Origin of the sequence: Dietzia sp. B32, from assembly GCF_024732245.1 — a bacterium.
Taxonomy (GTDB): Bacteria; Actinomycetota; Actinomycetes; order Mycobacteriales; family Mycobacteriaceae; genus Dietzia.
In genome coordinates this window covers 1216714-1230166 of the sequence record NZ_CP093845.1, presented here as the reverse complement: position 1 = coordinate 1230166, position 13453 = coordinate 1216714, and the positions used below count along the sequence as shown (strand labels likewise).

The 13453-nt window shown below is 73.2% G+C and carries 13 protein-coding genes; 6 read left to right on the top strand and 7 right to left on the bottom strand.

Translation table 11 applies throughout. From position 1 onward, the window contains the following. Positions 1-69: 69 nt before the first annotated feature. Positions 70-594 carry a protein-tyrosine-phosphatase gene (locus tag L8M95_RS05870; RefSeq protein ID WP_260488565.1) on the top strand — a complete coding sequence of 175 codons (525 nt, stop codon included), beginning with the start codon at positions 70-72 and terminating at the stop codon, positions 592-594. Between the two features lie 61 nt (positions 595-655). On the opposite strand, the gene L8M95_RS05865 is transcribed toward L8M95_RS05870, so the two are convergent. Continuing rightward, positions 656-817: a hypothetical protein gene (locus L8M95_RS05865; RefSeq protein ID WP_260488564.1), complete on the bottom strand. Its 162-nt coding sequence runs from the start codon at positions 815-817 to the stop codon at positions 656-658. Between the two features lie 39 nt (positions 818-856). Between L8M95_RS05865 and L8M95_RS05860 the strand changes: the two genes are divergently transcribed. Continuing rightward, on the top strand, positions 857-1207 hold the full coding sequence (locus tag L8M95_RS05860; protein WP_260488563.1) for a DUF4229 domain-containing protein: 351 nt from the start codon (positions 857-859) through the stop codon (positions 1205-1207). A 48-nt stretch (positions 1208-1255) separates the two neighbouring features. Here L8M95_RS05860 and L8M95_RS05855 read toward each other — a convergent pair whose 3' ends face one another. The 3 genes from L8M95_RS05855 to L8M95_RS05845 all read right to left on the bottom strand — a co-directional run bounded on the left by L8M95_RS05855 (position 1256) and on the right by L8M95_RS05845 (position 5600). Beyond that, complete coding sequence (locus L8M95_RS05855) at positions 1256-2131, bottom strand: hypothetical protein (RefSeq protein WP_260489309.1); 876 nt, start codon at positions 2129-2131, stop codon at positions 1256-1258. Positions 2132-2244: 113 nt separating this feature from the next. Next, complete coding sequence (locus L8M95_RS05850) at positions 2245-4848, bottom strand: ABC transporter permease (RefSeq protein WP_260488562.1); 2604 nt, start codon at positions 4846-4848, stop codon at positions 2245-2247. Beyond that, positions 4845-5600: an ABC transporter ATP-binding protein gene (locus L8M95_RS05845; protein WP_260488561.1), complete on the bottom strand. Its 756-nt coding sequence runs from the start codon at positions 5598-5600 to the stop codon at positions 4845-4847. The genes L8M95_RS05850 and L8M95_RS05845 overlap by 4 nt, the downstream gene beginning before the upstream one ends. A gap of 174 nt (positions 5601-5774) precedes the next feature. Between L8M95_RS05845 and L8M95_RS05840 the strand changes: the two genes are divergently transcribed. The 4 genes from L8M95_RS05840 (at position 5775) to L8M95_RS05825 (ending at position 10149) form a co-directional block, all read left to right on the top strand. Next, positions 5775-6815 carry a hypothetical protein gene (locus L8M95_RS05840; protein ID WP_260488560.1) on the top strand — a complete coding sequence of 347 codons (1041 nt, stop codon included), beginning with the start codon at positions 5775-5777 and terminating at the stop codon, positions 6813-6815. 134 nt (positions 6816-6949) lie between these two features. Beyond that, positions 6950-7732, top strand: a complete 783-nt coding sequence (locus tag L8M95_RS05835) for a hypothetical protein (RefSeq protein WP_260488559.1) — start codon at positions 6950-6952, stop codon at positions 7730-7732. Between the two features lie 295 nt (positions 7733-8027). Then, positions 8028-9368, top strand: coding sequence for a hypothetical protein (locus tag L8M95_RS05830; protein ID WP_260488558.1), 1341 nt, complete (start codon positions 8028-8030; stop codon positions 9366-9368). A 151-nt stretch (positions 9369-9519) separates the two neighbouring features. Beyond that, on the top strand, positions 9520-10149 hold the full coding sequence (locus tag L8M95_RS05825) for a hypothetical protein (RefSeq protein ID WP_260488557.1): 630 nt from the start codon (positions 9520-9522) through the stop codon (positions 10147-10149). Positions 10150-10226: 77 nt separating this feature from the next. Here L8M95_RS05825 and L8M95_RS05820 read toward each other — a convergent pair whose 3' ends face one another. From L8M95_RS05820 to L8M95_RS05810, 3 genes are read right to left on the bottom strand one after another with little or no spacing between them, the layout of a single operon-like run. Next, positions 10227-11183 carry a 1,4-dihydroxy-2-naphthoate polyprenyltransferase gene (locus L8M95_RS05820; RefSeq protein WP_260488556.1) on the bottom strand — a complete coding sequence of 319 codons (957 nt, stop codon included), beginning with the start codon at positions 11181-11183 and terminating at the stop codon, positions 10227-10229. After that, the gene (locus tag L8M95_RS05815; RefSeq protein WP_260488555.1) at positions 11180-12436 is read right to left on the bottom strand and encodes an AMP-binding protein; all 1257 of its coding nucleotides are present in this window, start codon (positions 12434-12436) and stop codon (positions 11180-11182) included. The genes L8M95_RS05820 and L8M95_RS05815 overlap by 4 nt, the downstream gene beginning before the upstream one ends. Before the next feature lie 20 nt (positions 12437-12456). Next, positions 12457-13440 carry a 1,4-dihydroxy-2-naphthoyl-CoA synthase gene (locus tag L8M95_RS05810; protein WP_260488554.1) on the bottom strand — a complete coding sequence of 328 codons (984 nt, stop codon included), beginning with the start codon at positions 13438-13440 and terminating at the stop codon, positions 12457-12459. Between the last annotated feature and the right edge of the window lie 13 nt (positions 13441-13453).

Below are 13453 nucleotides of genomic sequence, written 5' to 3'. Positions count from 1 at the left end.
GCGGTAGGGGGCCGGGGTCCGAGGTCCGGAGGGAAATGCGCGCCACGACGGCACACTAGGATCGTCGGCATGGCGATCTCGGTGATGACGGTGTGTACCGGCAACATGTGTCGTTCCCCGCTGGCCGAACGTCTGTTGGCCAGGCGCGCGGAGGCGGCGGGACTGGACGTGACGGTCGACTCGGCGGGGACACGGGCGGCCAACGGCGTGGAGATCCACCGGGAGTCCCTGCGGGTACTGCAGGGCTACGGGGGTGACGGGGGCGGGTTCTCCTCACGGCTGCTCACCTCCCGGTTGCTCACCGGACGCGATCTCGTACTCACCGCGACGCGCGCCCACCGCGATGCCGTGCAGGAGCTGGCGCCGCTGTTGTGGAAGAAGACCTACACGATCCTGGAGGCCGCCCGGATCGCCGACTCCGACGACGCCGTCACGCTCGCGGGCCTGTCACGGGCGAGGCTGGACATCGACACCGACGACCCCGCGCTCGACGTGGAGGATCCGATCGGCCGGGAGCCCGAGGTGTTCGACCGTACGGGGGCGCAGATCAGCGACGCCGTGGATTCCATCGTCCGCCTGCTCGCCCGCAGCTGACCGGGCACTCGCGGGGCACGCTGCCGGACAGAGCTCCGCCGCGACCCCTGCGCCCGAGGCGTCAGGGGTCGAGCGGTTTGCGACGATCCAGATCCCGCAGGAAGTCGGGGTCGTCGTCCGGGGCGATCACGCGTGGGGGAGCCGACCGTGAGCCGGGCCCGAAGGCCCGCCACAGCAGGATCGCCACGGTCACCACTCCGATGAGTGCGAACAGCCAGATCACTCGAACCTCCTCTCCACCACGATACGTATCCTGGTGACCATGAGCGAGCGAGACGAGTCAACACACCCTGCGGATGGGGCGGTCAGCCCGACGACCACCCCGGCGGGGGCCTCACCCGGTGCGCGCCTGGCCCGCAACATGGTCGTCTACACCGTCGTCCGCCTCCTGCTGGTGGTGGCGTTGACGCTGGTCATCATCGGGGTCGGCAGTCTCGCGGGAGTGCAGGTACCGGTGCTCGTCGCCGCGATCATCTCCGTCGTGATCGCGCTGCCGCTGTCGATGGTGCTGTTCAGCCGGATGCGGGCGCAGATCAACTCCGACATCGCGGCGGTCGACTCGGGACGCCGCGAGAAGCGAGACGACCTGCGTCGCCGGATGAACGAGGCCTGACCGGAACAGGGCCCGACCGGACAGAGCGCCCGGTCGGCTCGCCGCCGGTCAGTCCTGCGGGCCGCCCGGCCAGAACGACCCGGGCCAGCGGAACGCGGGGAACCCGACGGAGGTCGGCGGCTCGGCGGGCGCCCCGGATCCGAACGAACCCGACGGCTCGGTAGACATCACCGACGTCAGGGGGCCCGGCTGCTGGTCCTGCGGCGCCTCGGTGACCGTGGGCACCGCCGCCTGCTCGGACGAACCGGTCCCCTCGGTCACGGTCTCACCGGGGACGGTGGTGTCCGGCGTGGTCGTACCGGGCGTGGTGGTTCCGGGGACGGAGGTGCCGGGGGCGGTCGGGTCCGTCTCGCCCGGCTCGGTGCCACCGGGGTCGGTGGTCGGCGGCGTCGTGGGCGAGGTCCCGTCGGTCGGGGTCGTGGGGGCGCCGGGCTCGTCCGTGGGGGATTGGCCGGAGTCCGGGTCGCCCGGCTGCCCGGTCGTCTCCCCGTCAGCGAGGAGATCGCGGTCATCCTCGGGCCCGACATCGGTCCGTGGCTGGGCGGGCGTCCACTGCTGAGCGGTGGTGTCGACCGGCGCGGACTCGTAGGACGGCGCGTAGGTGCCCGCCTCCTCGTCGGGGACGTACAACGCCCCGGGAGCCGGCTGGACCCCGATGTAGTACCTGCTCAGGCAGTGATCGGTGACGTTCTGCGAGCCGTCGGTGAAGATGGTCAGGCCCGGGGTGCCGCCGTCGGCCTCAGTGGCGCAGCGTGCGATGAACTTTCCGGGCTGCTCATCACGCTCCGTCGTCTGGGTCGGCGACGCGACCTCCGTGGCGGACGCGGAGCGCGGCGCTTCCGAGAGCACCTGTGGCTCCGGCTGCGCGCATGACGCGGCCACCAGCGCAGTTGCGCCGGCGACGAGGAGCACCCGAATTTGCATAACGATAGTGTCTCAGTTCTGTCAAAGGATGGCTACCGGACTGGCGGAGTGGGTTCTTTCTCACTCTCCGGAGGGATGACGGAGTTGCGGCGATATCACCCGCGACCCCCCGGTCACCCGGTGCCGACACGGGATCTGACCGCCCCGAGGGACGCGACCGCGGCGGCGAGGAGTGCCGCGAGGACACCCCCGACACCCACATTCACCAGATCGCCGACGGGCACGCCGTCGTTACCGAGTTGGGACAGACCACCGACGATCCCGCCTCCCGCAGCCGCCCCGGCTCCGGTCAGTGCGGTGGCGCCGGCGGACCCGAAGGCCGCGCCCAGCGCCACGCCGAGGGCCGCGGCGCAGACCGCGACCAGCAGGGTCTCCAGGACGAGCATCAGCCACACGCCGGTGCGGGTGACCCCCACGCCCCGGAGCAGGGTGATCTCCCGGGTCCGCTCCCGGACCGCCAGGGTGAGCGTGTTGGCGACCCCCACCAGCGCCAGCGCGACCGCCACCGCCAGCAGGAGCGAGCTGGAGGTGAGGATGGTCCGGACGGAGGTGGCGATCTGCTCGCGGGAGGCGAAACTCTCCGTCACGGCGAGGTCGGGGGCCGCGTCCGCCACGGCGGATCGCACCCCCTGGAGGGCCGCCTCGAGCTGCTCGCCCTCCAGGGAGTCGTCCATGCGCAGCCACACCTCGGTGCGGGGCACGAACTCGGTGGGCACCTCGACGCCCTCCGGCCACGGCGACCCGTCGGGCAACTGCGCCACGGGCCAGGCCGGCACGCTCCCGGGCGCGGCCAGGGCCCACTGATCACCGGTCCGGCGCACCACGAGGTCACGACCGTCGTCGTCGGAGAAGAAGGTGAACCGGACCGTGTCCCCGTCGCGGGCGCCGGCGGCCACGGGGGAGGACTCCGGGAGGACGATCTCCCCGGGGCCGGGGAGGATGACGTTGCGGCGCATCACGTCGCCGACCCGCTCCGGTTCGGCGACCCGGAGGACCGTGCGCCTGCCCCGGGGGTCCTCCGCGTACATGTCGGTCACCACCAGGGACTCGCCCACGCCCGGGAGCTCCGCCAGCGTCCCCGGCAGGGCGGCGGGAAGGGTGTCTCCGCCCGGGGCGGAGACGGCGATGTCCAGCGGGACGCGATCGACGAGCCGGGCCTGGATGGCCGGTCCGAGCAGGGCGATGCCGGTCACCATCGTCGCGGTGAGCGTGACGCCCACCAGGACGGCCGCCGAGGTGGCGGCGGTGCGGCGCGGACTGCGGGCGGTGTTCCGTGCGCCGAGCAGGCCCACCGGGCCGAGCAGCAGTCCCACGATGCTGCCGAGCGCCCCGAGCAGGGTCGGTAGGGCCCCCGCGGCCACGGCCAGCACACCCAGGAAGGCGAGGACGCCCCACGCCCCGGCCTCGACGACGTCACGGGCCGCGACCGCCGCCGACATGGAGTGCCAGCCGAACACCGCCGCGGCGGCACCCACCGCGACCATCGGCAGCCGCCGCCACCACGGGTCGGGCCGCACATCGGCCGGGCGCAGCGCCTCCAGTGGGCTACCGGAGGTGGCCCGCCACAGCGGCGGGAGGGCGGTGGCGAGGGTGACGCCGACGCCCACCGCCGCGGCGAGGAGATAGGCGGATCCGGGGACGCTGACCTCCTGCAGGGGGATCGTCACGCCGAGCCTCGGGGCCTCGCGAGCCGCCAGTGACACCGCGAACCGGCCCAGCGCCAGCCCCGCGGCGGTGGCGGACACGCCCACGAACAGGGCCTCGGCCATCCCGGACAGCCGCAACTGCAGGCGCGAGGCGCCCAGGCAGCGCAGCAGCGCCGTCTCCCGAACGCGGGCGGCGAACACCACCGCGAACGTCGTGCCGATCACCAGCGCGGCCACGGCCACGGCGAGAACGGTGAAGGCCAGCAGGGCCCTGGTGTAGACGTCGCGACTGCCGATGAACGATTCCGCGAGCGCGTCCGCCTCGGCCGCGCCGGTGGACACCTCGACGGCGGACGTGCCCGGGATCTGTCCCAGCCGTCGCTCGATCTCCGCCGCCAGTGCCGCGTCGGGAACCGTGCCGTCGCCGGCGACGCGGACGTCCCCGCCGGCTCCGTTCGGCGCCCACTGTTGCACCTGTTCATCGACGGTGTAGAGCGGGAAGGCCGTCTTCATGTCCGGCTGCCCCGACAGGTCGAACAGCCCGACCACCGTGACCGTGGTGGGTTCGCCCACGCCGGTCGGCTGCACCTCGAACGTGGCGCCCACCGGGAGGTCGGCGTCACCGCGCACCGCCACCTCGCCCGGGGCCCCGGGTAGCCGCCCGTCCGCCAACGGCTGCCAGCGCAGCCCGTCGTCGGTGGCGATCGTCGTCGTCGTCGTCACCTGTTGCGCGCGACCCTCGACACGGACCCGCACGTACGTCTGCGCGTCCACGGTCGCGGCACGCACCCCCGGGGTGGCGGCGATGGCCTCCAGGCCGAGCCGCTGGGACTCGGCCGCCTCGTCGCGCGCGGCATCGGTGCCGGCGGAGGTGCGGTCGCCGAGGTTCTGCACGAGCACGGCGGTGCCCGAGTACCGCATGCCGAAGGTCGCGTCGGCGCTGGCGGTCATCGTGCGCAGCACGCCCACCGAGGCCAGGACGAATCCGACCGCCACCGCGATCGCCAGGATGGTGCCCAGGTAGCGGCCGGCATGCGCCCGCAGCTGACCCAGGACGAGGTGCGGGCTCACGTGGTGACCGGTCGACGACCGGTGAGGGAACGCATGGCGGTGTGCACCGACTCGGGCGTGGGGGAGGGGACCTCGTCGGCGATCCGTCCGTCGGCCAGCACGAGCACGGTGTCGGTGTGTGCGGCGGCGTGCGCGTCGTGGGTGACCATGACGACGGTCTGTCCGGCCTCGCGGACGCACGCGCCGAGCAGTGTCAGCACGGCCTCACCGGATTCGGAGTCGAGGTTCCCGGTCGGCTCGTCGGCGAACACGACGTCCGGGCTCGGCAACAGCGCGCGGGCGATCGCCACCCGCTGCTGCTGGCCGCCGGACAACTCGTGGGGCCGCCGCTTGAGCAGGTCGCCGATCCCGAGCTCGCCGACGAGCGAGTCGAGTCGCGACCGGTCCGGGCGGCGGAACGCCATGCGTACGGGGAGCACGATGTTCTCGCGCACCGAGAGCGCCGGCACGAGGTTGAAGGACTGGAAGACGAAGCCCACCCGGGTGCGCCGCAGCCGGGTCCGCCCCGCGTCACCGAGGCGGGTGATCTCGGTCGATCCGATGGAGACCGTGCCGTGGTCGGGGGTGTCCAGGCCGGCCAGGCAGTGCATGAGGGTGGACTTGCCGCTGCCGGACGGACCCATGACGGCAGTCCAGCGCCCCCTGTCGATCGCCACGTCCACGCCGTCCAGTGCGCGCACCCTCACCCGCCCGTGGGAATAGGTCTTGCGCAGGCCGTGGGCCCGGATCGCGATCTCTGGGGGTGGGGTCACGTGGGTCCTTCCGTCGCGGCGTGGCGTCCGGAGGTGAGTGTAGGGACCCCGGTGGTGGAGACCCGGTCGGACACGGCGCCGCACCTGTGGCCCATGTGACTGATGTGACGTATGGTACGTGTGTGACTGGGCCGGACCCGGTCGTGCCCAGCTCCCGGACGACAAGGTGACCTCATGTTCCAGCGACGCTCGCACCGCACCGCCCCCCGCTCCCGTTCGCTCGCCCTCGGCGGCGCCCTGGCCGCGCTCGCCGTGGTCGGCGGTGGCACCGTCGCGGCGGTGGGCGCGCCCGCCGCCGTCGATGCCGACGACATCCAGCTGACCCAGAACGCGACCGGTCAGGCCGATGCGCAGGAGCTCCCGCTCGGTACGGCCGTCAACCTCGACCTCGAGCCCGTCGTGGCCCAGGCCGCCGGTGGCACGATCCCGGCCGGGACGACGGTGCAGGTCACCGGACTGCCGGACGGTCTCACCCAGGACGGGTGGATCATCTCCGGCACGCCCACCCGGGCCGGCGAGTACGAGGTGCTCGTCACCGTTTCCAACTCGGGGGTCTCGCGGTCGGAGAAGGTCGCCATCACCGTCACCGACGGCGCCGGTGGCCCGGGGGAGGGGGCGACGACGAGCCCGTCCACCACCGCCGCGACGCCGTCCGGCCCCACGCTCGCCGCGACCCCCGGCGATCCGACGCTGGCGGGCGACGGTCTCGAGGGTGACGGTCTCGAGGGTGACGGGACCGGCGGAACGGGCACCGACGACGGTGCCGGCGATGACACCGACGGGGCCACCGGGGACGACGACGACGAGGTCGGCACCACCCCGGACCTGTGTGCGGTCCTCGGGGACGGGCAGATGGACGGCGCCTCGCTGGCGCAGCTGCTGCCACTGGTGACGGGCGGGGAGAACGCCGAGTCGTCCGGCCTCGTGATGGTCCTGGTCAACACGGTCGTCAACCTGCTCCCGTCGGTGCTCGGTGAGGGCGGGTCGGTCAAGAGCCTCGGCTCCGTCGGGGAGATCCTGTGCACCCTCTCCCCGTCGCTGCTCGGTGGCCTGGCCGGCGGCGCCGCCACCTCCGGCGCGGAGACCACCACCGGCGGCGCCGCCGTCGGCGGTGCGACCACCGGTGGCCCGGCCACCGGCGCGGCGGCGCTCGAGGGTGGCCCGGCCGCGCTGCTGGGTCTGCTCACCACGGGCGCGGGCAGCCTCGGGCAGTGAGTCCCGCCGCGCCCGCGGCAATGTCTGTCCCGGGCGCGGTTCACCGCGCTAGAGTCCTCCTGTCGACCTGAGGCGGCCCACCGGGGCGCAGTGGCTCGATCACGTCCGTCGTCGTCGAAGAGGGTTCATCACACATGTTCACCCGCAAGGTCGTCACCGCCTCTGCCGCCGCTCTCGCGCTGGTCGCCCTGTCCGTCCCGGTCGTCAACGCGCAGGACGACGGATCCCTCGCCGGTGATGCCGACTCCGGCAGCATCTCGCTCGGAAGTCTGGAGGGCGGCAGCCTCGACGCGGGTAGCCTCGCCGCCGGCTCGGACGGCCCCGCCGAGGGGGAGTCCGACGGTGACGAGGTCGCCGGGTCCGGTTCCCTCGGTGACGGCTCGCTGGGCGACCTCGATTCCGCGAGCGGAGAGGACACCAGCCTCGGCGACCTCGTTCCCTCGACCGACGGGGTCTGCGAGCTGCCCGCCCTGGGCGGTTCGGTCGCGAAGTTCTACCCGCTGTTCGGGATCGACGGCATCCCCACCGGTGTCCTCGATCTGATCACCTCGGCCCTGGACTCCTTCCCCAACCTGCTCGATGTGGTCGCGGGTGAGGGTGGGGGCGCCGCGTTGGTCGGTGAGACCGGCTCGCTCGGCGAGGGGCTGTGCACCCTGGTTCTCGGTGGCGAGATGGTCCCGCCGCCGGTCACCGTCATCGTCGATGGGGACGGCAATCCGGTCACCACGGTCTCCGGAACGCCCACCAGCAGCAGCGCGCCCGTGACCTCGACGGCGACCTCGTCCGGCTCGTCCACGACCTCGGGTGCCGAGACCGGCGACGGGGGCCCGGGTGGCGCCCCGGCCGAGACGGGTTCGGATGCCGCCGATGCCGGCGAGCCCACCCCGGCGACCTCGGTTCCGGTCCCCGCCGCCTGATCTCCTCGCTCCCGCTCGGCTGCGGCCCGGTCCCCACCACGGGGGCCGGGCCGCGGTCGTTCCGGCCCTGCCTCCCCGCCTGTTCCGGCCCGGGTGGGTCGAGGCCGCCTAAAGAGGTATCCATCGGCCGCGATATACCCCTGGGGTGTGTTACCAGTGTGACTCCTGATTCTTGAGTGACATATGTGACAGGAGTAGACAGTTAGTGTGCGTGTGGTTAGAGTGGCTTCCGTAATGGTCTGCGCTCCCGTTCCGCGGAGTGAGCGATCTGAACCCCTCCGGAAGGAACCAGCCGATGCGTGCTCGCCTCGCCCGTCCTCGTCGTATCGTCCGGGGTCGCCTTGCCGCCCCCGTCGCAGCCGCAGCAGCGGTCGCGCTCGTGGGCGGGATGGTCATTGCCGCTCCCGATGCCCCCACCGTCCGTGACGACGTCCAGACCGTGGCGGTCGCCGCACCGTCGTTCAACGCGGGGATGGAGTTCTCCTTCAACGCGGGGGCGCTCGTCCAGGCCTCCCAGTCGGCCGGCTTCGTGATCGAGGACGTCACCGGACTGCCGGAGGGGCTGGAATACGACGGCAACGGCGGCATCTCCGGCACCGTGACCACCCCGGGTGTGTACACGATCCAGGTGACCGGACGCGGCCTCGGCGGGCTCGTCACCGTCCCCGTCACCCTGACGATCAACAACCCCGACGGCTCCGCCCCTGCCGGCGCCTCCGGTGAGGCCACCGCCACAGTCGACGGCAGCCTCGGCGGCCAGGCCCAGGCCGGCGGCGAGATCACCACCGGTTCCGACGGGACGGACGCCATCCTCGGTGCGGTGGCGGGCATCGTCTCCGCTCTCGGCGGCGACGCGGGCTCGGTCACCGAACTCGCGGCCGGCTCCACGGGCCAGGGCGGGGTCACCCCCGAGAACCCGGACGCCCCCGACGCGCCCGCCGGCCCCCTCGGGAGCGCGGCCAACGGTGAGTTCGGCCTCGGCAGCCTGTCGAACGGTGGACCGGAGGGTCCGGACACCGAGACCCCCGGCACGGACGTCCCCACCAACGGTTCGCTCGGCACCCCGGGCTCCACTGCCACCGGCGAGGCGACCGGCGACGCCACCGGCGGACTGGACACCCAGAGCCTGGGGCCGCTGGCCCCGCTCGGATCCCTGATCGACTCGGACGCTGAGACCGGTTCGACCACCGACGGTGACACCGGGACCACGGGCTCCACCCTTCCCGGCTCCACCACGACCGGCGGGACCCAGACCGGCGCCGAGATCGTGACCGGCGCCGACCTCACCGGCGGCGGCGAGATCACCGTCCCGGGTTCGTCGTTCCCCGCGGACACCGGTTCGCTCGGTGCTCTGGCTCCCGGGCTGGCCCTGACCGGCGCCGCCCTGCTCGGCATCGCCGGACTCAGCCTCGTCCTGGGCGGCGGGTCCTCGGTCCCGGGCTCCTCGGCGATCCTCCCGGCCCTGCCCGGCTCGACCACCACGGGCGGGACCACCACCGGCGGGTCCAGCGACACGGGCGGGTCCAGCGACACCGGCAACAGTGGCTCGTCCGGATCGATCGCCCCCACCGTGGCCGCCGGCGCCCCCAGCACGGTCCAGGCCCCGGGCCCGACGGTCGCCAACGGCCGCGGCTGACCACCGAACTCCCGGCGGCCGGGTAGGCCGCCGGTGACCACCTCCACCCCGGATGTCGTCTCACTTGATGAGATGGCTCCGGGGTGTGGTGTATCGGTGGGTTACCGTGGGGCGGTCGCGATCTGGCGACGGCACCCACCGAAAGGCCTCTATGCGTATCTCCCGTCCTGTCATCGCTTCCGCCACCGCACTCGCCGCCATGGCCGCGGTCGGGGTCGCGTCCGGCCAGACGGAGGCGCCCGACCGCACTCCCGTGGTCGTCGAGGCCACCGACGTCACCCCGGCGGCCCTGCCCTCCCTGACGCTGCGCGTCGGTGAGTACATGGAGCGGCGGGTCAGCGACTACGTCACCCCGCCCCCCGGTGCCTCGATCCAGTTCCAGGGTCTGCCGCCCGGGTTGACCTACGATCCGGCCACCACCGCGATCAAGGGCACGCCCACCGTCGCCGGGGTCTACAAGCCCGTCGCGACCGCATTCATCTTCGGGGTGCCGGTGCGCACCGAGTCCACCACGGTCACCGTCACCGGTGGTGGCGGAGGAGGCGGGACTGCTCCGGCACCCGCACCCGCGCCCGGCCCGGCACCTGCTCCGGCGCCGCGACCCGCGCCCGTACCCGCCCCCGTCTCTGCTCCTGCTCCCGGCACGATCAACCTCGCCGACATCGACACCCTGCCGGTGCCGAACGAGGTCAAGGACGCCATTCGTGGTGCCGCCCTGGCCATCAACAACGGCATCCAGTCCGCCTGGAACGCCGTGCCCGAGGGCTCGCTCGGGAAGTAGCCCTACGCGAACGCCGACGGCGGCCGGTCCCCGAGGGGATCGGCCGCCGTCGTCTGCCCCCGGCGGGGTACGCCGTGTCAGAGCGAGGCGATGACGAACCCCACGCTCACCAGCACGCTCCATGCGAGCATCGCCATCCCGGCCATCGTCAGTGCGGGGATGAGTCCGGCACCCGTGGCGCGTGCCCGAACCGGACCGTTGGCCTTCCACGCCACAGGCGAGGCGAGCAGTCCCAGCAGGGCCCAGGGTGTCGCCGGGATCAACGCGAGCGTCGCCACCAGCGGGACCAGCAGTTCCAGGACCGCGTGCAGGCCACGGGTGCGGGAGTCGCCCAGCCGCACGGCCAGCGTGACCTTGCCCGATTCGGTGTCCGAGGGGATGTCCCGCAGGTTGTTGGTGAGGTTCACCGCGCAAGAGAAGCTCCCCACCGCCACGGCCGCGACCACCGCGTACCAGGTCACCGACCCGAGCTGCGTGAACTGGGTGCCGATCACCGCGACCAGGCCGAAGAACACGAACACCGCGACCTCACCGAACCCGCGGTAGCCGTACGGGGTCCTGCCGCCCGTGTAGAACCAGGCGGCGAGGATGCACCCCACGCCCACGAGGATCAGCCACGGAGCGGACGTCGCACTGAGCACCAGCCCGGCGAGCCCGCCCAGCCCGAGGAACCCGAATGCCGCACGCTTGACCGCGGCGGGACGGGCGAGCCCGGAGCCCACCAGTCGCAGCGGGCCCACGCGATCGTCGTCGGTGCCGCGGATGCCGTCGGAGTAGTCGTTGGCGTAGTTGACGCCCACGATGAACGACCACGCCACCGCCAGTGCGAGCAGTGCCTGCCACCACACGAACCCGCCGGCGAGCGCCGCGGCCGCCGAGCCGACGAGCACGGGCGCGAACGCGTTGGGCCAGGTGCGGGGCCGCGCGCCCTCAAGCCAGTGGGAGAGCGTGGCGCCCCCGTGCTCGGTGGTGGCGTCGGCGTCGGTGGCGGGAGTGGCCCCGCGGGAGGTGGTGGGATCGGTCTCGCGGCTCATGCCCTGATTGTCCCACCGACGAACCCCGCCGCGACGCCGCGTCGGTCCACCTTGCCGCCCGGCAGCGTCGGCAATGCGTCCAGCACGGCGACGACCGCCGGCGCCGAGTGCGCCCCGAGCGACGCGACCACGTGTGCGCGCAGGTCGTCCGGCGACGCGGGGGAGCGGAGCGTGACCGCCGCGACCGGCCTGGTCCCGAGCCGGTCGTCCGGGATCCCGACGACGACGACGTCGACCACCGCCGGATGCCCGCGGAGGGCGTCCTCCACGGTCTGCGGGAGGAGCGTCAACCCACCCACACTCAACGCCTCGTCGAGCCTTCCCAGGATCCGGAGCCTGCCATCGTGGCCGACCCGGCCCGCATCATCGGTGCGGAACCATCCCGGCCGGGCGAACGCGGGGTGATCAGGCGCGTTCCTGTACCCCGACGCGAGCTGCGGGCCGGCCAGCCAGACGCGGCCCTCGTCGTCGTCGACCTCCACCGTGACCCCGGGGAGCGGTTCGCCGTCGTACACACATCCACCCGCGGTCTCGCTCATGCCGTAGGTCCGGACCACCCGGATCCCGGCGTCGGTGGCGCGGGCGAGCAGCTCCGGCGCGGCCGCGGCCCCGCCGAGCAGGACCGCGTCGAGCTCGGCCAGCGCGGCGATCGCCTCGGGCGGGCCGCCGTCGAGGACCTTGGCCAGCTGGCCCGGGACGAGCGAGGTGTAGGCGCGTGGGCTGTCGCCCCCGGCCCCGCCCCCGGCCACGGACCCGGCGCCGCCCCAGGCACCGGCGCCGCCCCCGGCCGTGGTGCCTGCCCGGCACGCGGCCACCGCGTCGGGAAGGGACGCGGGGTCGAACCCGCGGGTCACGTCCATCACGACCGGCTCGTGCCCGGCGCGCAGTGATCGCAGGATCACCTGCAGCCCGGCGATGTGGTGGGCGGGCAGGGCGAGCAGCCACCGGCCTGGCCCGCCGAGCACGGTGTCGGTCGACTCGGCGGAGGCGGCGAGCGCGGCGGCGGAGAGCATCGCGCCCTTGGGGGTGCCCGTCGACCCCGAGGTGCTCACCACCAGGGCGGTAAGGTCGTCGATCGGGTCGCCGGGGCGTTGGCTGTCGACGAGGATCCGGGTGCGCGCGGGGTCGTCGGCCGGCACCGGCAGCAGCGCCGGCCCGCGGTCGGCGAGCATCTGCTCCAGCGCGGGGAACACCTCGGCGACCTCGGGGCCGCCGGGGACGGGCAGGGTGCACAGTTCGCGATTCACGGCCACGGCCGGTGAGCCCCCGGCCGTCAGTAGTAGTACGGGTAGTCGTCCCAGTTGGGCTCGCGCTTCTCGAGGAACGCGTCCCGGCCCTCCACCGCCTCGTCGGTCATGTACGCCAGACGGGTGGCCTCGCCGGCGAACACCTGCTGGCCCATGAGCCCGTCGTCGGTGAGGTTGAACGCGAACTTCAGCATCCGCTGCGCCGTGGGCGACTTGCCGTTGATCTGCCGCGCCCACTCGATCGCGGTGTTCTCCAGCTCGGCGTGGTCCACGACCCGGTTGACCGCGCCCATCTGGAACATCTCCTCGGCGGTGTAGGCCTGGCCCAGGAAGAAGATCTCGCGCGCGAACTTCTGGCCCACCTGCTTGGCCAGGTAGGCACTGCCGTAGCCGGCGTCGAACGAGCCCACATCCGCGTCGGTCTGCTTGAACCGGGCGTGCTCGCGGGAGGCCAGGGTCAGGTCGCTCACCACGTGCAACGAGTGCCCGCCGCCGGCCGCCCACCCGTTGACCAGGCAGATGACGACCTTCGGCATGGTGCGGATGAGCCGCTGCACCTCGAGGATGTGCAGCCGCCCGCCCTCGGCCTTCACGCGCGCCTCGTCGACCTTGTCGGCCGTGGCGCCGGCGACGTCCGAATCGTGCTCGGTCGAGTACTGGTAGCCGGACCGGCCCCGGATCCGCTGGTCGCCGCCCGAGCAGAACGCCCACCCGCCATCGCGCGAGCTGGGCCCGTTGCCGGTGAACAGGATGGTGCCGACGTCGGGGGAGCGGCGCGCATGGTCGAAGACCCGGTACAGCTCGTCCACCGTGTGCGGGCGGAAGGCGTTGCGAACGTCGGGCCGGTCGAACGCGATCCGCACTATCCCGTTGACCCGGCCCTCGCCCACGTGGCGGTGGTAGGTCAGGTCGGTCAGGTCCTCCCCGTTCCGGAAGCCCTCGACCTCCCGCCACTGCGACGGATCGAAGGGGTTGGCGGCCTGGTCCTGCGGTGCGCTGCTCTCGGTCATGGGTTCGACGTTA